We start from the raw sequence: 23,586 nt of genomic DNA, 5'->3' as shown, positions 1-23,586 counted from the left end.
TCGAATCTACTCAAGTGAATAGTGACTAAAGGTTGCAGTAGCCATAGGTTACGGTTCTTCCATGGAATTCACCGGATCCTCCGCCATCGTCACCGGCGCCGCCTCGGGCATCGGCGCCGCCGCCGCCCGCCAGCTCGCCGCGAAGGGTGCGACCGTCGTGGTCGCCGACCTCCAGGCCGACAAGGGCGAAGCCCTCGCTGCCGAGATCAACGGCGTCTTCGCCCAGGTCGACGTGACCAACACCGAGCAGATCGCGGGCGCGGTCAAGGCCGCCGCCGACATCGCCCCGCTGCGCGCGGTCGTCAACTCGGCCGGCATCGGCTGGGCCCAGCGCACCATCGGCCGTGACGGCCAGCTCGAGTCGGCCCACTCCCTCGAGGCGTTCACCAAGGTCGTCGCGATCAACCTGATCGGCACCTTTGACATGGTCCGCCAGGCCGCGACGGCGATGAGCCTCAACGAGCCCGACGCCGACGGCTGCCGCGGTGCCATCGTCAACCTCGCCAGTGTGGCCGCCTTCGACGGCCAGATCGGCCAGGCGTCGTACTCCGCCTCCAAGGGCGGCGTGGTCGGCATGACTCTCCCGGTCGCCCGCGATCTCGCGGCGTCCGGCATCCGGCTCAACACCGTCGCCCCCGGCCTGATCGACACCCCGATCTACGGCGAGGGCGAGCAGGCGGAGGCCTTCAAGGCCAAGCTCGGTGAGAGCGTGCTCTTCCCGAAGCGCCTCGGCGTCCCGGACGAGCTGGCCAGCATGGTCATCGAGTGCCTCACCAACGCGTACATGAACGGCGAGGTCGTCCGGGTCGACGGCGGCATCCGGATGCCCCCGAAGTAGGGAGGGCGGCTTCGGCGGCAGTGGCCTGGACGGCGTGGCCACTGTTCGTGCTGAATCGGGGATAAAGTTCCTAGATCGCCCGACGGAGGAACTCGCGTGCCGCGGGTGGCGAGCCTGCGGTGTGCTCCCGCTCGTCCCGCCGGGGGTGCCAGCCCGCAGACCGTCGCGGTCCGACGCACCCCCAGCTAAGTCAACTAGTAGTTATCTCGGCGTCCGTCTCCTCGATCGTAGTCCGATGCTGACATTTCAGGAACCTACGGGTGAGAAACTACCCCGCCGTGACCGTTGACACCCATAAGTAAATGATGCTTAAGTCGGCGCCACATTCGAGAGCGGTTCGCCGCGCTCTGGCACAGGGAGGCATCAGTGCGCGTTCAGTGGAGAAGTTGCGGAGTGGTCGCGGTAGCGCTCGCGGCTACCTCGTTGGCGGCCTGCGGCTCGTCGCGGGAGTCGTCCGCGTCGGGCGATTGCGATCCCGGGATCACCGACACGACGATCAGGCTCGGGCAGAGCTCGGCGCAGACCGGGCCCATCGCGAACCTGGACGGCCTGACCGTCGCGCAGCGGCGGTTCGCCGCGATCAATGAGGACGGCGGCGCCGAGTTCGGCGACGGTGCCCGGCGCAAGGTCGAGCTGGTCTCGCTCGATGACGCCTACGACCCTGCCCGTTCGGTGGTCAACGTCAAGCGTCTGGTCGAGCAGGAGCGAGTCTTCAGTCTGTTCGGGAACTCGGGCACGTCCACGATCCTGGGATCGATCGACTACCTCGAGGAGCACAAGGTGCCTCTGGTGCTCTACGGCTCCGGCTCCGTCGAGCTCCAGCAGCGCTACGAACGGGGAGAGATCACGGTGCTGGCGATGGCGATGATCCCGAGCACCGGATTCGAGATCAAGACGATCTTCGACGGCGTCGTCGAGAACGACCCGGCAGCCAAGATCGCCGTTCTCTATCCCAACGACGGCCTTGGCAAGAGCACGGTGGAGCTGTTTCGGAAGTACGCCACTGAGAGTTCCTCCGCACAGATCGTGGCGGAGGAGGCGTACGAGCTCACTGCCCCGTCGGTCGATTCGCAGATGACCGCGTTGCGCGAGTCGGGCGCGAACGCCTTCGTCCATCTGGGGGCCGGCACCTTCGTCAGCGGTGCGCTGAAGAAGATGAACGAGCTCGGATGGCGCCCGCAGAAGTGGGTGATCAGCTCCTCGACCGATGCTCGGTCGGTCATCGCGCCAGCCGGAGAGGGGGCGGGTCAGGACCTGCATGGATTGGCGTGGATGTACGGCGTCGGACCGGGACAGAACGAGGATGTGCCTGCTGTCCAGAAGTGGCGCGAGTGGGCTGAGAGCGAGGACCAGGACTCGACGAGCTGGGCTGGCGCCATCACCTACACCAACATCGACGTGCTGCTGGAGGTGCTCAAGCGCATGAAGGGCTGCACTCGGCAGGATCTCCTCGATGCCGCCAAGGCCACGACCGACGTCACCGGTGGTCTGGCTCTGCCCGGCATCACGTTCGGGATGACCGAGAACGACCCTTCGATGGTGAGCTCGGTCGTCCGGATGACCTACGAGAACGGCTCGTGGGTGTACGGCGCCACGGTCAGTGGGCGCTGAGCGGGGCATGTCTCGATTTACGAGGGCGCGCCTCCCTGGTGCGACCAGTGTGGTCGGGACATCGTGGCCGGGACTGGCGTCCGACGCCGGGTCTAATGGCCCGGCGAGGCTGGTCGTGAAAAAGATCAGCCTCCGCTTCGGCGGGATCGTTGCACTGGACGGCCCGTCCTTCGAGATCGCGCCCGGGGAGATCTGTGGCCTGATCGGACCCAACGGAGCGGGCAAGACCACCCTGTTCAACTGCGTCAGCGGTCTCTACCGCCCCGATGCGGGCAGCATCATGCTGGGCGAGACGGACATCCTCGCGTTGCGCCCCGATCAGGTCGCGGGCGCCGGCATCGCGCGGACGTTCCAGAACCTCGGCCTGCTGCCGACACAGACCGTGTTGGACAACGTGATCGCCGGAGCCTCCCACCGCGCCCGCACCGGCATGATGGCCGCCGCACTCGGATTGCCAAGCGTCGCCAGGGAGGAGAGGCGCGAGCGCGAGCGCGCTCGCGCCGTGCTCGACCGGCTGGGCCTGTCCGGGTACGAGAGCCATCTGGCGTCGGGCCTGCCGTTGGGCACGCTCAAGCGCGTCGAGCTGGCCAGGGCCCTGATGCTGGAGCCGCGCCTGCTCATGCTCGACGAGCCCGCCAACGGCCTCATCCACGAGGAAGTCGAGGAGCTCGGGGCGCTCGTGCGCGAGCTGCGTCGCGAGCTCGGCTTCAGCGTCCTGCTCGTCGAGCACCACATGGGCATGGTCATGTCCGTCTGCGACCACCTCGTGGTCCTGAACCTTGGGGTCAAGATCGCGGACGGTCCGCCGGAGCAGGTCCGGCGAGACGGGGCCGTGGTCGAGGCCTATCTGGGGGGATCCTGATGGCCCTCCTCGAGGTGGCGGGACTCCACGCGGGGTACGGGGCCCTCCAGGTGCTGCACGAGGTCGACCTCACCGTTGACGACGGTGACATCACGGTGATCCTCGGGGCGAACGGCGCCGGGAAGACCACCTTGCTGCGTGCGTTGTCAGGAATGCTCCCCGCGCGGGGGTCGGTGACGTACGACGGCACGGAGCTGCTGGGGCGTCGCCGGAACCCGGCCAGAATGGGTATCGCGCACGTCCCCCAGGGCCGAGGCACGTTCGGGACCCTGACCGTGGAGGAGAACCTGCGCGTCGCCGGCTATCACCGGCCTGCCCGCGAGGTGGAGTCCTCCATCCGACGGTGGCAGGAGTTCTTCCCTCGTCTGGGCGAACGCGCAGATCAGCCGGCTGCCGGCCTCTCGGGTGGTGAGCAGCAGATGCTCGCCATCGCGCGGGCACTGATGTCCGCGCCACGACTGCTGCTGCTCGACGAGCCGTCGCTCGGTCTGGCTCCGAAGACCACGCGTGGCCTCTTCGAAGGACTGAAGCGAATCAACGACGAGACCGGTCTCACCATGCTGCTCGTCGAGCAGAACGCCCGGCTCACCCTCGCGATCGCGGACCACGCGATCGTGATCTCCGCCGGTCGAACGGGGGAGAAGCGTCCTGCGGCGCAGATGTGGCAGGACGAGACGATCCAACGTGCCTACCTCGGCGACTAGGAGACGCGGGCATGACACTCTTCCTCCAGCAGATCGTCGACGGTCTGTCCTCCGGCGCACTGTACGCCGCGACGGCCCTCAGCCTCGTGTTGGTCTATCGGGCATCGGGGTTCCTCAACTTCGCCCAGGCGGAGATGGCGACCTTCGGGACCTTCGTCGTCTGGCAGCTGTGGATCTGGGGCGTCCCGCTCTGGGCTGCGGTGTCATTGTCGCTCGTGCTGTCCTTCTTCGGGGGCGCACTGATGGAGCGCACCCTCATCCGGCCCCTGACGCGCAGCGCCTCCCACCTCACGCTGATCATCGTGACTCTCGGGGTGATGTTGATCTTGCTCAACGGTGCCGGCTGGATCTTCGACTTCGGGGTCAAGGAGTTCCCTTCGGTCCTAGGTGGGCCGGTGGTCGAGCTCGGCCCGGCGGTCATCTCCCGGCAGTCGCTCGTGGTGATCTGCACGGTCTTCCTGCTGGCGGCTGCGCTATGGGTCCTCTTCCAGCACACCAGGATCGGCCTGGTGATGCGCGCGGCGGTCGACAATCCGGAGTCGGCGGATCTGATGGGACTCCCCACCGGCACGGTGCTGACCATCTCCTGGGGCCTGGCGGCCGCGATCGGCACGTTGATGGGCGTCCTGGTGGCTCCGCAGGTGTTCCTGGCGCCCGGCATGCTCCTTCCTACGCTGATCTACTCGTTCACCGCCGCCATACTCGGAGGACTGGACAGCCCCCAGGGCGCCATCGTCGGCGGCTTCATCGTGGGCATCTCCGAGAACCTCGCCGGCTCCTACCTGCCCGGGATCGGCGCCGACTTCAAGCAGGCGGTCGCACTCGCGATCATCATGGCCGTGCTGCTGTTCAAGTCTGAAGGCCTCTTCGGCACGAAGGGGGTCATCCGGGTATGAGCATGCTCGCCGCGCTGCACCGGCACCGACCCAGGCTCGCCGTGTCGAGGTGGAGCAGCTGGCTCCTCGTGATCGTCGTTCTCGGCTACTTGCTGTACACGCCCCTCGTCTCGGTGCCGTTCGCCAACACCCAGAAGTCACTGATCTTCAGCTACGCCCTGGTCGGCCTCGGCCTGAACCTGCTCACGGGACTCACCGGTCAGATCTCGCTGGGCCACGGCGCGTTCTTCGCGCTCGGCGCCTACCTCTGCGCGGTCCTGGTGGGGAACGAGGGATGGTTCTACCTGTCGGCTGTGCCCGTCGCCGGAGTGGTCGGCTTCGCGCTCGGATATCTGTTCGGTCGCCCGGCACTGCGACTGCAGGGCCTCGCGCTCGCGCTGGTCACCCTCGCGCTGGCGCTGGTCACGCCATCCGTGATCAAGCGGCTCGACGGCATCACCCAGGGCCGTGAGGGGATCATCCTCGACATCGCCGAGCCGCCTTCCTTCGTCTCGTTGGATCAGGACCAGTGGATCTACTACGTCAACCTCCTCATCCTGGTCGCCGGCTTCGTCGTGTGCGAGCGGCTGAGCCGAGGGCACATCGGGCGGTCGATGATCGGTGTCCGGGACAACGAGAACGTCGCGATGACGCTCGGGATACGTCCGGCGACGGTGAAGACGAGGGTGTTCGCGTTCAGCGCGGCGATGGCCGCGATCGGTGGAGTCACCTACGCCTACGCGATCCAGTTCGTGGGACCGGAGGCGTTCGGGCTCGATCTCGCCATCGCGTTCATCACGGTGATCGTTGTCGGTGGGCTGACGTCGAATGCCGGCGCGGTCCTGGGCGCGGTGTTCATCGTGTACATGCCGTCGTGGACCCAGGAGATCAACCAGTCCGCCGCGGGGATCGGCTACGGCGTCGCGCTCGTGCTGTGCATGCTGGTCCTGCCCGCGGGACTGATCGGGTTGGTGCGCATTGTCGGCCACCCACTCGTGCGACGGGTGCCTTTCCTGGGACCGAACCGATGAGCGGCACCGTCCTGGAGCAGCCGCTGCCGACGTTCCACCCGTTCCTGGCCACCGACGTCTGGCGCCTGCTCACGAACCAGGCCGAGCGGCGTGCCGACGAGACCTTCATGACCTGGCAGCCCTTCGAGGGCGACAGCGTCACGTGGACGTACGGACAGTTCCACCGACAAGCGCTCGCGACGGCAGCCGGCCTCCAGGAGCGAGGCGTACGCGAGGGGGATCGAGTGCTGATCCACTTGGCGAACCGCCCGGAGTTCCTGCTCGCATGGTTCGCGTGTGCGGCGCTGCACGCGATCGCGGTGACGACCAACGCGCGCTCCTCCTCCGACGAGCTGGCCTACTTCCTCGCCGACAGCGGGGCGACGGTCGCCGTCACCGAGCCGGCGTTCGCCGGGGTGGTCGCCGCCGCGGGTCCCGGACTGCGCTGGATCGCCGTGGCCGGAGCGCCGAGCGAGGCGGCTGACCTGGCCTTCGCCGATCTCATCGCCGACTCCACCAAGGCGGTGCTGCCGGTGCCGGATCCTGCCGCGCCGCTGAGCATCCAGTACACCTCGGGGACCACCTCACGTCCGAAGGGCGTGCTGTGGACCCACGCCAACGGTCTGTGGGCAGCTCGGGTGAGCGCGTCCCACCAGGCTCTGCGAGCGGACGACGTCCATCTGGTCTACATGCCCCTGTTCCACGCGAACGCGCTGGCCTACTCGGTGCTCCCGACCCTATGGGCCGGTGCGGGCTTCGTCTTGATCCCCAAGTGGTCGACCAGCAGGTTCTGGGACATCTCGCTGCGTCATGGCTGTACGTGGCTCTCGACGATGCTGCTCTCCGCGCGCGCGGTCATGGCGCTTCCGTCACCGCCGCGGCACTCGTACCGGGTCATTGCAGGTCCCACCGCTCCGGACTTCGGGCAGAAGCTCGGTGTCGAGACGATCGCATGGTGGGGCATGACCGAGACGGTCAGCCAGGGCATCATGACCGACGGGCAGCGTGTCGACAGGGAGTGCATCGGCCGGGTCGCGCCGGAGTACGAGGTCATGGTGCTCGGACCGGACGGATCGCCCGCGCGCCCCGACCAGACCGGCGAGCTCCTGATCCGGGGCGTCCGTGGGCTCTCCATGTTCGCCCAGTACTGGAACGACCCCGAGGCGACCCGGGAGAGCTTCGACGAGGACGGCTGGTTCGCCACCGGCGACCTGGTCCGGCCCAATCCGGACGGCACCCTCTCCTTCATGGATCGGGTCAAGGACATGCTCCGCGTCGGCGCGGAAAACGTCGCCGCCTCGGAGATCGAGCGCGTGATCCTCGAGGCCACCGGACCGGGCGAGGTGGCGGTGGTGGGCCGTCCGGACGAGAAGCTCGACGAGGTTCCCGTCGCCTTCGTCTGCGTTGAGGACGCGCCCGGCAACCTGGCCGAACGCGTGCTGGCAGCCTGCCGGGCCAAGCTGGCCGACTTCAAGGTTCCCCGTGAGGTCCATGTCGTCGTCGCGATGCCGCATTCGACGATCAGCAAGGTCAGCAAGGTCGAGCTCCGCGAGGTCGCCGCGGCTCCGGAGGGCTTGGCAGCAGCGCAGGAGCGCTGGGTCGCGGCGGCGATGAGCGACCCGTCCGGCGACGCTGAGTAGGCAGGGGCGTTGAGCGAGAAGTTAATCAGGAACAAGATCACGAGAACGTCATGGTTCCCGGCATTACTCGGCATGTGTGAGATATTGTGAACCCGAAGTCAATGTATGGGAGTGCTGGACGCCGAATCGGTGGACTCTGGTCCGACGTCCCGGTTCGACGGTGCCGATGGACCGCGTCACCATCCCGGAAAGGTAGGTCGACGATGACCGCGAGTGTCCCGACGATCGGAGCTCAGCTCCGTGCCGTCGCCGAACGTCAGCACGATGCCGTGGCGATCACGTGTGGCGAGCAGACCATCACCTGGGGTGATCTGGAGCGGTCCAGCAACCGGCTCGCTCGCGAGTACCAGCGTCGCGGCGTGGAGGCGGGGAGCTATGTCTCCATCGCGCTGCCGAACTCGATCGAGATGGTGGTGGCGATGCTGGCGACCTGGAAGGCCGGCGCGGTTCCGCAGCCTCTCTCGACCCGGCTGCCCGAGTCGGAGTTCCAAGAGCTTCTGCGGTTGGTGCCGCGGGCGCTGCTGGTCGGTCGCGAGGACCCCGAAGGCAAGGTCCCGGCGCTGCCCCCCGGATTCGTCCCCGACGCAGGCGTCTCCGACGGGCCGCTTCCAGAGCTCGTCTCGCCGGTCTGGAAGGCGATGCCCTCCGGCGGCAGCACCGGACGGCCCAAGCTGATCGAGGCGACCGTCGACAGCCGGCTCGACCCCGACGCACTGGGCGACCTTCTCGGCATGACGACATGCGACTCCCAGCTCCTGGCGAGTCCGCTCACGCACAACACCCCGTTCGCGGCCGCGACCATGGCGATCCTGCTGGGTCAGCATCTGGTGCTGATGCCCCGGTTCGATGCCCGGGAGTACCTGCGGCTGATCGACCGCCATCACGTTCAGTACCTCAGCACCGTGCCGACGATCATGCAGCGATGCCTGGCCGTCTATCGGGAGGACCCGGACGCCTACGACCTCTCCTCGATCCGTCGTATGTGGCACATGGCCGCACCGTGTCCCGACGCTGTCAAGCGGGCGTGGATCGACATCCTCGGCCCGGACGTGGTCTGTGAGCTGTACGGCGGCACGGAGCTGCAGGCGATGACGCTGCTCGACGGCAACGAGTGGTTGGCGCATCCCGGCTCCGTCGGCCGGGTCCGGATCGGCCAGATCCGGATCCTCGACGAGAACGGCGCCGAATGCCCCTCAGGACAGGTGGGTGAGATCTACATGCGCCCCGCAGAGGGGGACGGCCCGTCCTACCGTTACATCGGCTCGGTCGCCAGCGCACGCGACGGCTGGGAGACCATCGGGGACCTGGGATGGTTCGACGACGATGGCTACCTCTACCTGAGCGACCGCCGCGTGGACATGTTCCAGGTCGGGGGCCGCAACGTCTATCCGGCCGAGGTGGAGAACGCCCTCGGCGAGCATCCCGACGTCCTGTCATGTCTCGTGGTGGGGGTGCCCGACGATGACCTGGGCCAGGTGCCGTACGCCCTTGTCCAGGTGAGCGAGGGCAGCGCGGTGGACGCGGACCAGCTGCGCGCACATCTCAGTGAGCGGATCGCGGGATACAAGCTCCCGCGCGTTCTCGAGTTCCGCGACGTCCCGCTACGAGATGACGCGGGCAAGGCGCGTCGTTCCGCCGTCCGTGCGGAGATCGTGGCAAAGATGCGCGTTCACGGCGCCAACTGAGGAGCCAGGCGGTCCGTGCGGCCGCCACCCCTATGGGCCCGCGTGTGAGCGGATCCGGAGAAGGAGACGTCTTCGTGAGTGTGATGGATCTGTTCCGCCTCGACGGGAGGGTCGCCGTGGTCACTGGTGCGTCCTCGGGTCTCGGCGTCGGCTTCGCCGAGACGCTCGCGGAGGCGGGTGCCGATCTCGTGCTCGTCGCGCGTCGACTCGACCGGTTGGAGGAGGTCGGTGCGCGGGTCGAGGCGCTTGGCCGCCGGCATCTCGCGGTGCAGGCGGATGTTTCCAAAGCGGAGGACTGCCATCGTGTCGTCGCTCGCGCCCTGGAGGAGTTCGGCGAGGTCCACGTTCTGGTCAACAACGCCGGGGTGGGTACGGCGACTCCGGCGCACAAGGAGGATCCCGCCGAGTTCGAACGGATCCTCGCGACCAACCTCAGCGGCGCCTACTACATGGCCCAGGCATTCGGCCGCGCGTGCATCGCCGGCGGTCACGGTGGCTCGGTGGTCAACATCGCCTCGGTCATGGGCATCAGCGGCAGCGACCTCCCCCAGGTCGGCTACTCGGCGTCCAAGGCAGGCATGCTCGGGATGACGCGCGACCTGGCGATGCAGTGGTCGGCACGCCGAGACATCCGGGTCAACGCTCTTGCGCCCGCGTTCTTCAGCTCCGAACTGACAGACCCCCTGTTGGCCGACCCTGTGGGCCTGGAGCGGGTCCTGCGGCGTACGCCGATGGGCCGGGTCGGCCAGCTCCACGAGCTCTCCGGGGCCTTGCTGCTGCTGGCCTCGGAGGCGGGCTCGTACATCACCGGCGTGACGCTGCCGGTCGACGGTGGATGGACCCTGCACTGATGACGGATCTCACCTGGCTGCCCGCGTGGCGTCTGGCCGAGCTGATTGCCGGGGGTCAGGTGACCTCCGTCGAGGTGGTCGAGCACTTCCTGGCTCGCATCGAGGCCATCGATCCGATGCTGTGCTCCTTCGCCGAGGTCGACGCGGATGGTGCGCTGGCTCAAGCGCGTGCTGCGGATGCCACGGTCGGTGAGGGAGGGACGACGATCGGCCCGTTCCACGGCGTGCCGATCGCCGTGATGGACGCCATCAAGGCCGCGGGGATGCGCTCGGAGAAGTGGGAGGTCGACAGGATCCCTCGGGATGGGATCCCGGTCGAGCGGATGCGGGCGGCCGGCGCAGTGATCCTGGGGACTACGGTGACCTACCTGTTCGGACCGGACAACCGTCCACGGAATCCGTGGAACCTCGCGCTGGACCCGGGGAACTCGAGCCGGGGAAGCGCTTCCGCGCTCGCCGCGGGGCTGATCCCGCTGACACTGGGTATGGACGGCGCGGGGTCGACGCGGCTTCCGGCGGCCTGGTGCGGGGTGTTGGGGCTGCATCCGAGTCGCGGGCTGATTCCTCATGTCGACTACGACGCGCCTTCGCTGCTCCTGACGATGACGATCGGCCCGATGGCCCGCGACGCGCGCGATCTGGCCTTGGCGACGCAGGTGCTCGCCGGACCGGATGGCCGCGACTTCGTCTGCAGCCAGCAGCCGGTGCCGGACTACCAGGCGGCCGTGGGCCGTGGGGTGGAGGGCATGCGGCTGGCCTGGACCGACGACTTCGGATGGTCCCGGATCCACGCCGTCGACGAGACCGAGCGTGTCATCCGGCACGGGCGGGATGCGGCGCAGGTCTTCGCGGCGCTGGGGGCGGAGGTCTCCACCACCGCAGAGCGTTGGGAAGACCCGGTTCCCGCGATGGGTGTTCTCGGACGGGTGTTCGCTCCGATGGGCTACGTGCCGCCGACGTCGATGAGAGGACATGCCGAGCGACAGGCGGAGCTGGACCGGGCGCTCGGGCTACCGGAGCAGTCGCGGGCCTGGGCGAGCTTCGTCGACGACGGAGAGCCGACGGCGGCGGAGTACGAGGCGGCGTCGGAGAGTCGTCAGCGCAACTGGGCGGCGACCGTCCGAGTCCTGGAGGACCATGACCTGCTGTTGAGCGTCACTGCTCCCATGCTGCCGCGGACGTTCGCCGAGTGGGGGTTGGCGGGGCGGGACTTCACGATGACCACCTACTCGGCCCACACGGCGCTGTTCAACCTGATCGGCTTCCCGGCGCTGTCCGTGCCGTGTGGGTTCGTCGACGGCCTGCCGATCGGGATGCAGATCGTCGGGCGACCCGGAGGGGAGGACGCGATCTTCCGGGCCGCGGCCGCCTTCCTCGCCGCGCGGCCGATCAACGAGATCCCAGAGATCGCGAGCTGGACGTCGTCTGCCGGGTGAGGCCCGCTCAGGCATCCGCCGAGCGGCCGGGCTCGAGGATCGCACCAGCGATGCGGACGATGTTCTCGGGGAACGACGAACGGGCGACGACGTGGGGGGTACGGGTCAGATCGTTGATGACCTTGATCACGATGAGACAGCGCAAGCGCGCTTCCTTGGGGTCGAGCTCGGGCTGGAGGGTTCGCAGCAGTGCGACCCACTCGGAGAGGTACTCGCGCTGGGCAGCGCGGTTGGCGGTCTCGATGTCGTCCATGCCGGCGAGCGCTCGGCCCTCATGCGGCCAGTCGGTGACGATCCCGACATGGCCGACGACCAGCCGCCGCAACGCCTCCTGGGGTGAGGTCGCCTGCCGCAGTGCGACGTCGACGTGAAGCCACATGGCGTGGGTCGCCCGTTCCTGGACGGCGCGGAAGAGGTCAGCCTTGCTCTCGAAGTAGGCGTAGAGGTTCGGGCCGGTCACGTCGGCTGCCGCGCCGATGCTCGACATGGACGACTCCTGATAGCCGCGTTCGATGAAGTGGTCGAGTGCGGCACGCAGCAGTCGTTCCCGGGTCGAGGCGGGCGTGATGACGGACGCGGCCCGTGGCGTGATCCCCCCGGTGGGGGTCAGGTCGACCCGGGCGAGCGCGAGGGCAGCGTCACGCAGGACCGGGCGACGCACTGCTGTCGAGGCACGCGTCAGGCGGGTGCTGACGAAGGCGAGGACCGACTGCAGGCCCCAGACGACGAGCTCGAGCTGTCCCTCGTCCAGTCCGGGCCGCTCGCGCTCGATCGCCGGCTCGAACGAGTGCGCCCAGGTCCGCATCCCATCGCGGACCCGCTGCTGTGCCTCGCCGTCGAGGTGGCGCGCCTCGTTGGCCCACAGGTCGGCGACGTAGGGGTGGAGGACGACGACGTTGAGAGCAGCGTCGATCGCATCCTCCAGGGCGTCGCTGGGGATCGGTGAGCGCAGGTAGGAGAAGCTGTCCTCGAAGACCTCCTCGAGGAGGACCGCCTTGTTGCTGAAGTGGCGGTACAGCGCTCCGGCGGTGATGTCGAGCTGCTCGGCGATGAGCGCCATCGAGACACGGGGGAACCCACGTTCGACGAACAGGTCGCGTGCCGTCACGATGATCTGCTGCTTGCGGTCCTTGGGCCGTCGTCGGGGGGCCGGGTCCCCTTCCTGAGAGGCTGCCGTCACGGATTCACTCCTAGGTCGGGTAGCGCGAGTCTCATGCCCGGCGCCACCCGCGTGTGCCGGGCGCCGATGGCCAGCTAGCGTACGGTCAGGGCGAGCGCGGTCCGGTATCCGGCCGGGTCGCGCGTCGTCACCGAGGTGACGTCGGCGTCTTCCTGATCATCGCGGGACCATCCGGATCGATGAAGACGCCGTGGCGGGCCAGGCTCGCCGCGTGACCGAGGTTGTGGAGCGAGAGGGCCGACTCGAGGAGCACGCTCTGTCCTTGGGCGTCGAGGGAGCGATTGACGCTCTCCTTGGCGAGCCGCAGACCGAAGGCCGGCCGTGCCGCGATCCGTGTGGCCAGTGTCAGGCAGAAGCTCTCCAGCTCGGCCAGAGGGACGACGTGGTTGACCATGCCCAGTGCCTTCGCGTCCGGTGCGGTGATCGGCTCCCCGGTGAAGAGCATCTCCCGCGCCCTGCGGTGACCGACCTCCCAGACATGGGTGAAGTACTCGACGCCGTTCACACCCAGAGCGGTCACCGGGTCGGCGAACGTCGCATCCTCGGAGGCGACGATGATGTCCATCGGCCACAGGAGCATCAGGCCGCCAGCGATGGAGCGCCCCTGCGCGGCGGCGATGGTCGGCTTGGGGATGTCCCGCCAGCGTCGTGAGAGACCCAGGTAGGCCTCGCACTCGAAGGCGTAGTGACCCTCGGCACCGCCGGCGTCGAGATGCCCGCCCATGGTCGCCACCGGGGGGCCAGGAACCGTGAACACGTCGCCGAGATCGTGGCCGGAGGAGAAGTCCGGCCCGTCGGCGGCCAGGATGATGACCTTCACCTGCGCGTCGTTCGTGGCCTCGCTCAGTGCATCGTCGAGCTGATAGAGCATCGTCGGCGTCTGCGCGTTGCGGCGTTCCGGTCGGGCCAGGACGATGCGGGCGACGCCTTCGGACGGGTTCTCGCGACGGATCAGGGATGGTTCGCTCATGCGCGTGCTCCGTATCACGGGGTTCGATGCCGAGCTGTCCGGTGGTCACGGTTGAGTGAGGCGGGCGTGCCGACGTGTGATTGAATCAGCGTATATATATCTATGACTTACACGGGTGAATCTCGCAGTGCAAGCCGTTGAGAGTATTAGTATCAGTTGACTTCATGTCAACTGCGCGCGGCTCGTGATCGGGCCGGACCGAAGGAGCATCCGCTATGCCGCGTCCCCCGTTCGACCCCGAGCTGTCGGCTGCCCTGGAGCTCGGGCGTGCGTCCAGCCCCCCGCTCGTCCCGCCAGCATCCGTGACTCCGGAAATGCTGCCGGCGATCCGCCGTGCCCGAGCTGCGCTCACCCCGGCCGTGGACGAGTTCGCGGCCGAGGTGGCCGAGTACGGACGGGTGAGTCGTCGCCGGGTCGCCGGGCTCCGTCCGGGCGATCCCGAGGTGGAGCTGACGGTGGTGCGACCGCGCGACGCCGCCGGCCCGCTCCCGTGCGTCTACCACTGTCACGGCGGCGGGATGATCTCCGGGGACAGCTTGACCGGTCTGAGCGCGGTGCTGGAGTGGGGGCGGGGCGTCGGACCCCTTGTCGTCGTCTCGGTCGACTACCGGCTCGCTCCCGAGCACCCTCACCCCGCGCCCGTCGACGACGCCTACGCGGGGCTCCGCTGGACTGCCGAGCATGCGAGCGAGCTCGGGATCGATCCCGAGCTGCTCGTCGTGGCCGGGATGAGTGCCGGCGGTGGCATCGCCGCAGCGCTGGCGCTTCGGGCGCGAGACGAGCTCGGCCCTGCCGTCGCCGGGCAGCTGCTGATGTGCCCGATGCTCGATGATCGAGGGATCACTCCTTCCAGCCAGGAGCTCCGGGGCGAGGGGGTCTGGGATGCGATCTCGAACCGGACCGGGTGGGACGCGCTGCTCGCGGGAGCCGCCGGATCGGCGGGGGTCTCGGCCTACGCCGCCCCGGCCCGCGCCCAGGACCTCTCCGGTCTACCGCCGACCTTCCTCGATGTCGGCTCGGCGGAGACCTTCCGCGACGAGGTCGTGGACTACGCGGTCCGGATCTGGCAGGCGGGAGGGCGCTGCGAGCTCCACGTGTGGCCCGGCGGCTGGCACGGCTTCGACGTCTTCGCACCGCAAGCGCGGCTCGCGGCGCGGGCACGCTCCGCGCGGACGGAGTGGCTCGGCAATCTGCTGAGCTGACTGGCCTCGCGTCACACCTGTCCGCCGTCGACCCTCAGCACATGGCCGCTGACGTAGTCGGAGTCTGGAGAGCAGAGGAAGAAGATGGCGTTGGCGGCCTCGGCCGGGCTGCCGGCGCGGCCGAGTGCCGACACCTGGGCGAGCTCCTCCGGTGGACGTGCACCGGCCCACGGGCGCACCGGCATCGCCGATCCGCCGGTCTCCTCGACCGCGGTTCCGGCGGTGAGGCGCGTCTCGATCAGGCCGAAGGCGACGGCATTGACGTTGATGGCGTGCTTTCCCCATTCCTTGGCGGCGGACTTGGTCATGCCGATGACCCCCGCCTTCGCGGCTCCGTAGTGGATGGCCCCGGCGACCCCGTCGAGCCCGGCGATGGAGGAGACGTTCACAATCTTGCGGTGATGGCCCGGCTGGTCGGCGTCCCCCTCTCGCCGTTGGCGGATGAAGGCCGCGCCCACCTCGCGCAACAGGAGGTAGCTCGCGTCCAGGTTCACCGCGATCATCCGGAGCCATCGGTCCGAGTCGATGTCACGGATCGCAGCGACCTCGACCCACCCGGCGTTGTTGACCAGGACGTCGAGGCGACCGAAGGTGCCGAGGGCGGCGGCGACCATTCGCTGGGGCATGTCCGGGTCGGTCAGGTCACCGGGGACCGCGACGGCACCGATCTCCTCGGCGGTGGATCGGCAGACGTGCTCATCGATGTCGTTGACGAGGACGCGTGCGCCCTCCGCCGCGAGACGGGTAGCGGTGGCCCGTCCGATACCTCGTCCGGCGCCGGTGACGATGGCCACCTGCTGGTCGAGTGCGCTCATGCTGACTCCCTCCACTGCGGCACCGGCTGACATCGGGAGCTCCGGTCTCCTCGACTCGTCAGGCGGAGCCTTTCGATGAATGACGAGATGCGTCTTCGACATGCGCCACGGAGTGCCTCCGCCGAGGGTCCCTGTGGTGTTCAGCGCCAGAGACGCACCCGAAACTGTAGCAGAGAGATCTTAGTCGTCATTCACTTCTAGAAGGATCCGAGACGCTCGCGGAAGCACCGTGCGCCGATGTCCAGCTTGACACGAAGTGAACGTTCAGTCAGCCTGATGCTGATGCAACAGCCAAAGACAGCGCAGTAAGTATATCAATGTTCACGAGTCGGATGGAGTCGAACGGGTGTCAGACGAGGGTGTCTCGGCCTGGAAGGATCAATCTGTCCAGGATCTGATCGAGACTGTCCAACGGTTCATTCGGACCGAGGTCGTCGCCCATCGCGAGACGTGGGAGCGGCAGCGGTACGTCGACCGTTCGGTCTGGCGCAAGGCCGGTGAGCTGGGTCTGCTGTGCTGCTCGATCCCTGAGGAGTACGGCGGCGGCGGAGGCACGATCGCGCACGAGTTCGCCATCTGCGAGGTCCAGGGCACCGCCCTGGACACGTCCTGGGGGAACATGGTGCACAGCGGCATCGTCGCGCACTACATCCTGGCCTATGGCACCGAGGAGCAGAAGAGGGCGTGGCTGCCGGTGATGGCCACGGGCGAGGTGATCGCGGCGATCGCGATGACCGAACCCGGCGCCGGATCCGACCTCCAGGCTGTGCGGACCAAGGCATCGGTCGAAGGCGATGACCTGGTCATCGACGGCTCCAAGACGTTCATCTCCAATGGGCACAACGCCGAGCTGGTACTGGTCGTCGCCAAGACGGACGCGAATGCCGGAGCACGGGGGATCTCGCTCATCCTGCTCGATACCCGGGACGCGCCCGGCTTCTCGCGCGGACGCATCCTGGACAAGATCGGGCAGCATGGAGCCGACACGTCGGAGCTGTCGTTCGAGGGCGTCCGTGTGCCCCGAGCGAGCATCCTCGGTGGCGAGCCGGGAGCGGGCTTCCGGCAGTTGATGACCCAGCTCGCGCAGGAGCGACTGCTGGTGGCCACGACGGCTGTCGGCGCGATGGAGACGGCCCTGCGCGAGACGCTCGAGCACGTGCGGCAGCGCCGGGTGTTCGGCCAGTCGCTCTACAACTTCCAGAACACCCGGTTCGTGCTCGCCGAGACGGCTACGACAGCGCGAATCGCCCGCACGTTCCTCGATTCCTGCATCGAACGCCATCTCGCCGGCAATCTCGACGCCAGCACCGCGGCGATGGCGAAGTGGTGGTTGACCGAACAGCACGTACGCGTCGTCGACGGGTGCCTCCAGCTGCACGGCGGCTACGGCTACATGCGCGAGTATCCGATCGGCCGGATGCACCAGGACGCTCGGGTGCAGAAGATCTACGGCGGCGCGAACGAGATCATGAAGGAACTCGTCGCCCGATCCCTGTGATCCTGCCCGGGGCGGCGGAGTCCGTCGGCCCGGTCTGTGGGAGTGCGGGCACAGTGGTGACGGAACAGAGAGGAGCCGGCATGGGCATCGACACCTCGATGATCGGTAGAACCCGACCAGGCGGCACCTTGCTGGTGACCCGGAGTCGGCTGCGCCACTTCGCCAAGGCTACGGGGCAGACCGACCCGCTCTTCGTGGACGTGGAGACCGCACGGCGGCAGGGGCATCGCGACCTGCCGGTCCCGCCGACCTTCTACTTCGCGGTCGACTTCGAGATGCCTGATCCGTTCGCGTACCTGACCGAGGCGGGTGTCGACCTGCGTGCGGTGCTGCACGCGGAGCAGCGATTCGTGTATCACCGCACCGCGTACGCGGGAGACGAGCTGACGTCGTCCTCGGTAGTGACGGACGTCTTCGAGAAGAAGGGCGGCGAGCTCAGATTCCTGGTCTCCCAGACGCCGGTCGTCGACGTCGTGGGACACACGGTGGTCGTGATGCACCACACCGTGGCAGTGCGGACGCTGCCGGGAGCGGCGGCCTGATGAGCGCGCCGCCGTTGGAGCCAGGCAGCCGCGTCGCGGACCTGGAGATCCCGCCGATCTCGCGTACCATCCTGGCGCTGTTCGCGGGCGCCTCGGGCGATCACAATCCGATCCACATCGATCTCGACGTGGCCCGATCAGCCGGGCTGTCCGACGTGTTCGCCCACGGGATGCTCTCGATGGCCTACTTGGGAAGACTGCTCACGGACAACTTCCCCGTCCAGCAGATCCGCTCCTTCTCCGTGCGCTTCACCGCGATCACGCCTGTCCACGGCGAGCCGACCTGTCGTGGCGTGGTGCGTGCGGTCGACAGGGTCGGAGACGAGAGCACGATCGCGCTGGACCTCGGCGTGGTGCTCGCCGACGGGACGCCGACTGTGAGCGGGGAGGCGGTGATCTCCGTGGAGGCGCCCGAGCCCCGTCGTCAGCGCTGAGCCGTGACCGCAGAAGAGGGGGCTGGCGATACCCGGCCCGTTCATCTGAGGGCGGAGGTCAGACGTGACAGATGTCGACGGTGATCCGCGCCAGCTCCTCCTGGAGGTGCGGCCGGCCGAAGTATCGAGTCGTGCGGGTGAGCTCGTTCACGACGCCGAGGGCTGCGTGCACCAGGAGCCGGCGCGTGGGATCGTCGAGCTCCGGCCGGTTCGACTGGAGAGGGCGGACGATCTCGGCTACGTAGTCCTGCTGGGTCTGCAGTGCGGTCGGTTGGTACTGATCCGGCAGGTACTGGACCTCGTGCACCAGCACGCTCATGTGGTCTGGGTGATCCACGCCGAATCGCGCGTAGGAGTCGAGGATCTCGCGGAGCCGCGCACCCGGCTCACTGTGCAGCTGGACTGCGCGTGCCACGGCCAGCCAGAGCCAGGCGTTGGCGTACTCCTGGGCGGTGGACATCAACGTGGCCTTGTCGGTGAAATGGCTGTAGACGGTGGGAACGGTGACTCCCGCGACCTCGGCGACCTTCTCCATGCTCACGTTGTTGAAGCCGTGCCGCCCGAACAGGTGCGTCGCCACGCTCATGATCGCCTCCCGCCTCGAGGCGCGGTCTCGGAGTGACTCGATCGGCCGGGCCGGCGGCGGCAGGTCAGGGGCCGCCGGCATGACCCATTCAGTGGTCAGAACCGTCGAGATGATCCCGTGGAGCAGCTCGCGCTGCCGCGCAGTGACCCGCCGGGTGGTGCGGGAGTAGGACAGGCTCGCGGCCACGGCGAATGCAGCTCGCGCCACCATCTCGGCGTCGTGCGAACGATATCCCTCATGGCGACGGGCGACGGAGCGTGCGAGCCGCTGGACCAGGGCGTGCCATCGAGCTCGAACCCGGGCGAGCTCGTCCCCGTTGAGCGAGCGCGTGTCACGCTGGATGATCGCGCCGTGGAAGCGGTGATCGGCGGCTAGTTGGGACAGGGCTGCCGCGGCCTCCTTCACCTCCAATGTCTCCGGTCCCTTGCGGGCCTCGAGCTCGTCGAAGGCGGCTTCGACGAGGTCGGCTCCTGCCTCGACGACGGCGGCGAGGAGCTCGTGCTTGCCGGAGAAGTGGCGGTACAGCGCCGGGCCGGTCACCCCGGCGGCGGCTCCGATGGCCGACATGCTTGCCGCGTGGAAGCCCGAGGCGTGGAACACCTCAGTCGCCCCGAGAAGGATACGTCCGCGAGCAGGGGAGCTACTGACCATGGACGTCGACACCAGGCGATTCTAGCCTTCGGCGGGCGATGGCGGTCGCCTCCCCGTCGGACGAGGCCGCCGCCGCGCGACCGTGGTCGAGGCCGTCAACGTCCATGGAAGACGGGGCGACGCTTGTCCACGAACGCTCGGATTCCCTCGACGGCGTCGACACTGCCTCCACTGTCCGCGAGTGCTCGCGCCTCGTGCTCGAGCTGCTCGTCCAAAGAGCTGTCGAAGCTGTCGCCGAGCAGTCGTCTCGTGCGTCCGAGAGCTCTGGTCGGGCCGCCGGCGAGGCGGCGGGCAAGGTCGAGGGCTGCCGACTCCGCCTCCTCGTCGGGTACGACCTGGGTGACGAGTCCCCAGTGTGCCGCCTCCTGAGCATCGAGCCGGTAGCCGGTGAGCGTGAGGAGAGCGGCTCGCCGGGGCCCGACGAGCCGGGGGAGGAACCAGGAGACCCCTGCGTCCGGGCTCAATCCGATGTCCGCGTACGCCGCGACGAACGAGGCTGACCGAGCTGCCACGACCAGGTCCGCTGCGCAGACGAGGCCGAGGCCGGCTCCCGCGGCCGGACCGTGGACGGCGGCTACAACGGGCGGATCCATGCGTCGTAGTGCGCTCACCGCGGCGTGGAGAGGTGCCGTGATCGCTCGCAGGCGACGGGCCAGCTCCGGCTCGCCGTCGAAGGATCTGACGTCACCTCCGGCGCAGAAGAGTCGGCCACGTCCCCGCAGCAGAACGGCACGCACCGAGCCATCGGTGGCGATCGCCAAGGTGGCATCGAGAAGCTGGTGGGCCACCTCGAGGTCGATCGAGTTGGCGGCCCCGGGCCGGTTCAAGGTGACGATCGCGATCGATGTGTCGCGGGTGTCGCGCTCGACAGTGACCCACTGCTGTGTCATGACGATCCTCCTGATGGCGAGGTCGAGTCCCCGATCGGCCGGGGACGGCATTCGCGGACGTCCTGGGTGAGTTCTGACTAAAGGCGAGATCGACATGCGAGGACGCCACCGTCGGACGATATGGGCGTCTTCGATTGACAAAATGTAACCCTTGATCCTTAGATGTGAATCTAGCATAAAGAACGTGAAGGCATCGATTCGATGAGAGCCGTTCGGCGGCCGGGATCGACCACGGCGTCCACCCGGGCGCCTCCCAACAGCGAGGAGACAGACCAGTGCGCGAAGCCGTCATCGTTGATGCGATCCGGACGCCGACCGGCAAGGGCAAGCAGGGCGGGGCACTGTCGGGATGGCACCCGGCGGACCTCCTCGGCGAGGTGCTTGCATCGTTGGTCGGTCGGTCACGCGTCGACCCGAGCCTGGTGGACGACGTCATCGCCGGATGCGTCACCCAGTCGGCCGAGCAGAGCGCCAACATCGCCCGGTACGGCGTGTTGGCGGCCGGCTTCCCGGAGTCGGTTCCGGCGACCACGGTCGACCGCCAGTGCGGTTCGTCCCAACAGGCGTTGCACTTCGCCGCCCAGGGCATCATCGCCGGCGCGTACGACGTGGCGATCGCCGCGGGCGTCGAGTCCATGTCGCGCGTGCCGATGCTCTCCTCGACACTGGGACAGGACCCCGCGGGGCCGCGCGTCGGTGAGCGGTACCGGTCGCGAGGCGGCCTGGTCGGCCAGGGGATCTCGGCGGAGATGATGGCCGCGCGGTGGGGGTTCTCTCGGCGCACTCTCGACGAGTTCGCCACGGAGTCGCATCGACGCGCATCCACCGCGGCCGCCGCCGGATGGCTCGAGCGGGAGCTGCTGCCACTCGCCGTCGACCGCGGGGAGGGGGCGACCGGGGAGATGCTGCGCGCCGACGAAGGGGTGCGACCGGGGACCACGGTCGAGGTCCTGGCGGGCCTGAGGCCTGCATTCCACACCCCGGAGACCGCCGAGGAGCACCCGGACCTGAGCTGGGTCGTCACCGCGGGTGGTGCGTCGCAGATCTCGGACGGCGCTGCCGGTGTCCTGTTGATGGAGGCGCAGACCGCGAAGCGCCTCGGGCTGACGCCTCGGGCGGCGGTTCGCAGCTTCTCGGTGGCGGCTGCTGACCCTGTCTTGATGCTGAGCGCGATCATCCCCGCCACCCAGCGGCTCCTCGAGCGTGCCGGGATGACGATCGCGGACATCGATGCCTTCGAGGTGAACGAGGCCTTCGCGCCCGTGGTCCTTGCCTGGCAGCACGAGACCCAAGCGGATCTCGCGAAGGTGAACGTGCACGGCGGTGCCATCGCCAACGGACATCCGCTCGGCGCTTCCGGTGCCAAGCTGACCACCACGCTGCTGGGAGTTCTCGAGCGGACCGGGGGCCGCTTCGGTCTGCAGACGATGTGTGAGGGCGGCGGCATGGCCAACGCGACCCTGATCGAACGTCTGTGAGCGTCGGTCACGGGCCCGACCCCGATCGCTGCCGGCGACCAAGCGGATCCGAGACCGGGAACGTTGACATGGCGTGAATGGCGACTATAGTTGTCATGTCCAGTGGATGGCGAACCTATGGCGTGATGGTCCCTGTGTGGTGAAGATGAAGTAAGTTCTGGTTTCGCTTGACTCGAACTCGGGAGCCGCCCTCCGCGGGCGTGACTCCGGCCCAGGGGACCTGGCCAGGACCCTCGTTTCCGCGCATGGACGCGGATGTGGAAAGGAAGCGGTGTGAGCGAGGCTGTCGGGCGTATGAGCGACACCGGAGTGAAGGACATCCCGCCGATCGGGACACGGCTGTCCGAACTGGCACAGCGGGCTCCCGGCCTGCCGGCCATCACGTGCGATGGCGTCACGCTCACCCGTGGCGAGTTGGACGCCTCCTCCAACCGGCTGGCTCGTGCCTATCAGGAGCGCGGAGTCGGCGCGGGCGACTATGTGACGATCGCACTGCCGAACTCCGTCGAGTGGCTGCAGGCGGCCGCGGCCGTGTGGAAGCTGGGCGGGATCGTCCAGCCGCTCTCGGCGCGGCTTCCCGAGGTCGAGTTCTCGTCCCTCTTGGAGCTGGCCCCTCGCGCTTTGCTCGTCGGTCGGGCTGATCCCCGTGGCGTCGTGCCCAGCGTGCCCGCGGGATTCTCGCCGCCGGAGACGATCTCGGATGCGCCGGTGCCGGAGGCCGTGTCCCCTTCGTGGAAGGCGATGCCCTCAGGCGGGAGCACGGGGCGATCCAAGCTGATCGAGGTCAACCAGGACAGTCGGATCGATCCGGCCGGTGCGTCCGCGTTGTTCACCCTGCGCGAGAACGGAACCCAGCTGGTCACCGGGCCGCTCAGCCACAACACCGGTCTGTCGATGACGGTCGTGGGCCTCCTGCTCGGACAGCACATCGTCTTGATGTCCAGGTTCGATCCCGAGCAGTGCCTGCGGCTGATCGGTGATCATCGCGTGGAGTTCACGGCCACCGTGCCGACGGTGATGCGTCGGCTGCTGCCCGTCTACCAGGCCGACCCCGGTGCCTACGACCTGTCGTCGCTGGAGTATCTGTGGCACACAGCTGAGCCCTGTCCTCCGGCCGTCAAGCAGGCATGGATCGAGATCCTCGGGCCAGACGCGGTCCATGAGCTCTACAGCGGCACGGAGCTGCAGGCCATCACCGCCATCAGCGGCTCGGACTGGCTCGACCACCGTGGCTCCGTCGGCACCGTGATCATGGGTGAGATCAAGGTGCTGGACGAGCAGGGTCGGGAGTGTCCGCCCGGGACCGTCGGCGAGATCTTCATGCGCTCGGGACCGCAGGCCGACCCCACCTACCGCTATATCGGCAGCGACGCCACGGTCCGTGACGGCTGGGAGACCCTGGGCGACCTCGGATGGTTCGACGAGGACGGATTCCTCTACTTGAGCGACCGGCGGGTCGACATGTTCAACGTGGGCGGACGCAAGGTCTATCCGGCCGAGGTCGAGGTCGCCCTGATCGAGCACCCGGAGGTGCTGTCGTGCCTCGTGGTCGGCATCCCCGACCACGACCTTGGTCAGGTCCCCGGCGCGATCGTCGAGAGGGTGGACGGCTCCACGATGGATGCGGACGCGGTGCGTGCCCACCTCAAGGAGCGCGTCGAGGGGTACAAGGTGCCGCGACACATCGAGTTCACCACAGCGGCACTACGCGACGAGGCAGGCAAGGCCCGGCGCTCGCAGGTGCGCCAGGAACTCCTCCGCCGCCTCGCGATCACGACCGACGAGTCTGTCTGAACGAGCCGGCTCACTGCCGGCGTCCGAGCTCTAC

21 protein-coding genes are annotated in these 23,586 nt (G+C 68.2%); 16 read left to right on the top strand and 5 right to left on the bottom strand.

Translation table 11 applies throughout. The features are described 5' to 3' along the window. Positions 1–61: 61 nt before the first annotated feature. From RB608_RS25075 to RB608_RS25030, 10 genes are all read left to right on the top strand, one after another. Complete coding sequence (locus tag RB608_RS25075; RefSeq protein ID WP_308090816.1) at positions 62–838, top strand: SDR family NAD(P)-dependent oxidoreductase; 777 nt, start codon at positions 62–64, stop codon at positions 836–838. A 393-nt stretch (positions 839–1,231) separates the two neighbouring features. After that, the gene (locus RB608_RS25070; protein WP_308090815.1) at positions 1,232–2,449 is read left to right on the top strand and encodes an ABC transporter substrate-binding protein; all 1,218 of its coding nucleotides are present in this window, start codon (positions 1,232–1,234) and stop codon (positions 2,447–2,449) included. Positions 2,450–2,498: 49 nt separating this feature from the next. Then, positions 2,499–3,311, top strand: coding sequence for an ABC transporter ATP-binding protein (locus tag RB608_RS25065; protein WP_308090814.1), 813 nt, complete (start codon positions 2,499–2,501; stop codon positions 3,309–3,311). Continuing rightward, positions 3,311–4,015 carry an ABC transporter ATP-binding protein gene (locus RB608_RS25060; protein ID WP_308090813.1) on the top strand — a complete coding sequence of 235 codons (705 nt, stop codon included), beginning with the start codon at positions 3,311–3,313 and terminating at the stop codon, positions 4,013–4,015. Before RB608_RS25065 ends, RB608_RS25060 begins: the two co-directional genes overlap by 1 nt. An 11-nt stretch (positions 4,016–4,026) precedes the next feature. Then, entirely contained in the window at positions 4,027–4,911 is an 885-nt protein-coding gene (locus tag RB608_RS25055) for a branched-chain amino acid ABC transporter permease (RefSeq protein ID WP_308090812.1), read from the top strand. Continuing rightward, positions 4,908–5,921, top strand: a complete 1,014-nt coding sequence (locus RB608_RS25050; protein WP_308090811.1) for a branched-chain amino acid ABC transporter permease — start codon at positions 4,908–4,910, stop codon at positions 5,919–5,921. The genes RB608_RS25055 and RB608_RS25050 overlap by 4 nt, the downstream gene beginning before the upstream one ends. Continuing rightward, a complete protein-coding gene (locus tag RB608_RS25045; RefSeq protein WP_308090810.1) occupies positions 5,918–7,540 on the top strand; it encodes an AMP-binding protein in 1,623 nt (540 codons plus the stop codon). Before RB608_RS25050 ends, RB608_RS25045 begins: the two co-directional genes overlap by 4 nt. 203 nt (positions 7,541–7,743) lie before the next feature. Beyond that, positions 7,744–9,225 carry an AMP-binding protein gene (locus tag RB608_RS25040; RefSeq protein WP_308090809.1) on the top strand — a complete coding sequence of 494 codons (1,482 nt, stop codon included), beginning with the start codon at positions 7,744–7,746 and terminating at the stop codon, positions 9,223–9,225. An 83-nt stretch (positions 9,226–9,308) separates the two neighbouring features. Beyond that, positions 9,309–10,076, top strand: a complete 768-nt coding sequence (locus RB608_RS25035) for a glucose 1-dehydrogenase (RefSeq protein WP_308090884.1) — start codon at positions 9,309–9,311, stop codon at positions 10,074–10,076. Beyond that, positions 10,076–11,512 (top strand): amidase, encoded by a 1,437-nt coding sequence (locus tag RB608_RS25030; RefSeq protein ID WP_308090808.1) that lies wholly within the window; start codon positions 10,076–10,078, stop codon positions 11,510–11,512. The genes RB608_RS25035 and RB608_RS25030 overlap by 1 nt, the downstream gene beginning before the upstream one ends. 7 nt (positions 11,513–11,519) lie before the next feature. Here RB608_RS25030 and RB608_RS25025 read toward each other — a convergent pair whose 3' ends face one another. Further along, positions 11,520–12,692: a TetR/AcrR family transcriptional regulator gene (locus tag RB608_RS25025; RefSeq protein ID WP_308090807.1), complete on the bottom strand. Its 1,173-nt coding sequence runs from the start codon at positions 12,690–12,692 to the stop codon at positions 11,520–11,522. Between the two features lie 127 nt (positions 12,693–12,819). Continuing rightward, positions 12,820–13,662: an enoyl-CoA hydratase gene (locus RB608_RS25020; RefSeq protein WP_308090806.1), complete on the bottom strand. Its 843-nt coding sequence runs from the start codon at positions 13,660–13,662 to the stop codon at positions 12,820–12,822. A 215-nt stretch (positions 13,663–13,877) separates the two neighbouring features. Here RB608_RS25020 and RB608_RS25015 point away from each other — a divergent pair, with 215 nt between their 5' ends. Then, positions 13,878–14,864, top strand: coding sequence for an alpha/beta hydrolase (locus RB608_RS25015; protein WP_308090805.1), 987 nt, complete (start codon positions 13,878–13,880; stop codon positions 14,862–14,864). 11 nt (positions 14,865–14,875) lie between these two features. Here RB608_RS25015 and RB608_RS25010 read toward each other — a convergent pair whose 3' ends face one another. Beyond that, a complete protein-coding gene (locus RB608_RS25010) occupies positions 14,876–15,679 on the bottom strand; it encodes an SDR family NAD(P)-dependent oxidoreductase (protein ID WP_308090804.1) in 804 nt (267 codons plus the stop codon). A 346-nt stretch (positions 15,680–16,025) separates the two neighbouring features. Here RB608_RS25010 and RB608_RS25005 point away from each other — a divergent pair, with 346 nt between their 5' ends. The 3 genes from RB608_RS25005 to RB608_RS24995 all read left to right on the top strand — a co-directional run bounded on the left by RB608_RS25005 (position 16,026) and on the right by RB608_RS24995 (position 18,153). Further along, positions 16,026–17,177: an acyl-CoA dehydrogenase family protein gene (locus RB608_RS25005; protein WP_308090803.1), complete on the top strand. Its 1,152-nt coding sequence runs from the start codon at positions 16,026–16,028 to the stop codon at positions 17,175–17,177. Between the two features lie 80 nt (positions 17,178–17,257). Continuing rightward, complete coding sequence (locus tag RB608_RS25000; protein ID WP_308090802.1) at positions 17,258–17,719, top strand: MaoC family dehydratase N-terminal domain-containing protein; 462 nt, start codon at positions 17,258–17,260, stop codon at positions 17,717–17,719. Then, positions 17,719–18,153, top strand: a complete 435-nt coding sequence (locus RB608_RS24995) for a MaoC/PaaZ C-terminal domain-containing protein (protein ID WP_308090801.1) — start codon at positions 17,719–17,721, stop codon at positions 18,151–18,153. The genes RB608_RS25000 and RB608_RS24995 overlap by 1 nt, the downstream gene beginning before the upstream one ends. A gap of 58 nt (positions 18,154–18,211) precedes the next feature. On the opposite strand, the gene RB608_RS24990 is transcribed toward RB608_RS24995, so the two are convergent. Both RB608_RS24990 and RB608_RS24985 read right to left on the bottom strand, forming a co-directional pair. Continuing rightward, the gene (locus tag RB608_RS24990; protein ID WP_308090883.1) at positions 18,212–19,390 is read right to left on the bottom strand and encodes a TetR/AcrR family transcriptional regulator; all 1,179 of its coding nucleotides are present in this window, start codon (positions 19,388–19,390) and stop codon (positions 18,212–18,214) included. A gap of 95 nt (positions 19,391–19,485) precedes the next feature. Beyond that, complete coding sequence (locus RB608_RS24985; RefSeq protein WP_308090800.1) at positions 19,486–20,280, bottom strand: enoyl-CoA hydratase-related protein; 795 nt, start codon at positions 20,278–20,280, stop codon at positions 19,486–19,488. 275 nt (positions 20,281–20,555) lie between these two features. Here RB608_RS24985 and RB608_RS24980 point away from each other — a divergent pair, with 275 nt between their 5' ends. Together RB608_RS24980 and RB608_RS24975 are read left to right on the top strand one after the other, a co-directional pair. After that, positions 20,556–21,758 (top strand): thiolase family protein, encoded by a 1,203-nt coding sequence (locus RB608_RS24980; protein ID WP_308090799.1) that lies wholly within the window; start codon positions 20,556–20,558, stop codon positions 21,756–21,758. A 294-nt stretch (positions 21,759–22,052) separates the two neighbouring features. After that, positions 22,053–23,552: an AMP-binding protein gene (locus RB608_RS24975; RefSeq protein WP_308090797.1), complete on the top strand. Its 1,500-nt coding sequence runs from the start codon at positions 22,053–22,055 to the stop codon at positions 23,550–23,552. Positions 23,553–23,586 lie beyond the last annotated feature (34 nt).

This window comes from Nocardioides sp. LHD-245, from assembly GCF_030929495.1.
GTDB lineage: Bacteria > Actinomycetota > Actinomycetes > Propionibacteriales > Nocardioidaceae > Nocardioides.
This window is presented reverse-complemented; position numbering and strand designations above follow the sequence as displayed.

What these genes read in the sequence shown, in the direction of transcription:
- RB608_RS25015 (WP_308090805.1), top strand. Translation starts at nt 13,878, where the DNA reads ATGCCGCGTCCCCCGTTCGACCCCGAGCTGTCGGCTGCCCTGGAGCTC.
- RB608_RS24995 (WP_308090801.1), top strand. Translation starts at nt 17,719, where the DNA reads ATGAGCGCGCCGCCGTTGGAGCCAGGCAGCCGCGTCGCGGACCTGGAG.
- RB608_RS25045 (WP_308090810.1), top strand. Translation starts at nt 5,918, where the DNA reads ATGAGCGGCACCGTCCTGGAGCAGCCGCTGCCGACGTTCCACCCGTTC.
- RB608_RS24985 (WP_308090800.1), bottom strand. Translation starts at nt 20,280, where the DNA reads ATGACACAGCAGTGGGTCACTGTCGAGCGCGACACCCGCGACACATCG.
- RB608_RS25060 (WP_308090813.1), top strand. Translation starts at nt 3,311, where the DNA reads ATGGCCCTCCTCGAGGTGGCGGGACTCCACGCGGGGTACGGGGCCCTC.
- RB608_RS25055 (WP_308090812.1), top strand. Translation starts at nt 4,027, where the DNA reads ATGACACTCTTCCTCCAGCAGATCGTCGACGGTCTGTCCTCCGGCGCA.
- RB608_RS25050 (WP_308090811.1), top strand. Translation starts at nt 4,908, where the DNA reads ATGAGCATGCTCGCCGCGCTGCACCGGCACCGACCCAGGCTCGCCGTG.
- RB608_RS25040 (WP_308090809.1), top strand. Translation starts at nt 7,744, where the DNA reads ATGACCGCGAGTGTCCCGACGATCGGAGCTCAGCTCCGTGCCGTCGCC.
- RB608_RS25020 (WP_308090806.1), bottom strand. Translation starts at nt 13,662, where the DNA reads ATGAGCGAACCATCCCTGATCCGTCGCGAGAACCCGTCCGAAGGCGTC.
- RB608_RS24975 (WP_308090797.1), top strand. Translation starts at nt 22,053, where the DNA reads ATGAGCGACACCGGAGTGAAGGACATCCCGCCGATCGGGACACGGCTG.
- RB608_RS25035 (WP_308090884.1), top strand. Translation starts at nt 9,309, where the DNA reads ATGGATCTGTTCCGCCTCGACGGGAGGGTCGCCGTGGTCACTGGTGCG.
- RB608_RS25030 (WP_308090808.1), top strand. Translation starts at nt 10,076, where the DNA reads ATGACGGATCTCACCTGGCTGCCCGCGTGGCGTCTGGCCGAGCTGATT.
- RB608_RS25000 (WP_308090802.1), top strand. Translation starts at nt 17,258, where the DNA reads ATGGGCATCGACACCTCGATGATCGGTAGAACCCGACCAGGCGGCACC.
- RB608_RS25075 (WP_308090816.1), top strand. Translation starts at nt 62, where the DNA reads ATGGAATTCACCGGATCCTCCGCCATCGTCACCGGCGCCGCCTCGGGC.
- RB608_RS24990 (WP_308090883.1), bottom strand. Translation starts at nt 19,390, where the DNA reads ATGGTCAGTAGCTCCCCTGCTCGCGGACGTATCCTTCTCGGGGCGACT.
- RB608_RS25010 (WP_308090804.1), bottom strand. Translation starts at nt 15,679, where the DNA reads ATGAGCGCACTCGACCAGCAGGTGGCCATCGTCACCGGCGCCGGACGA.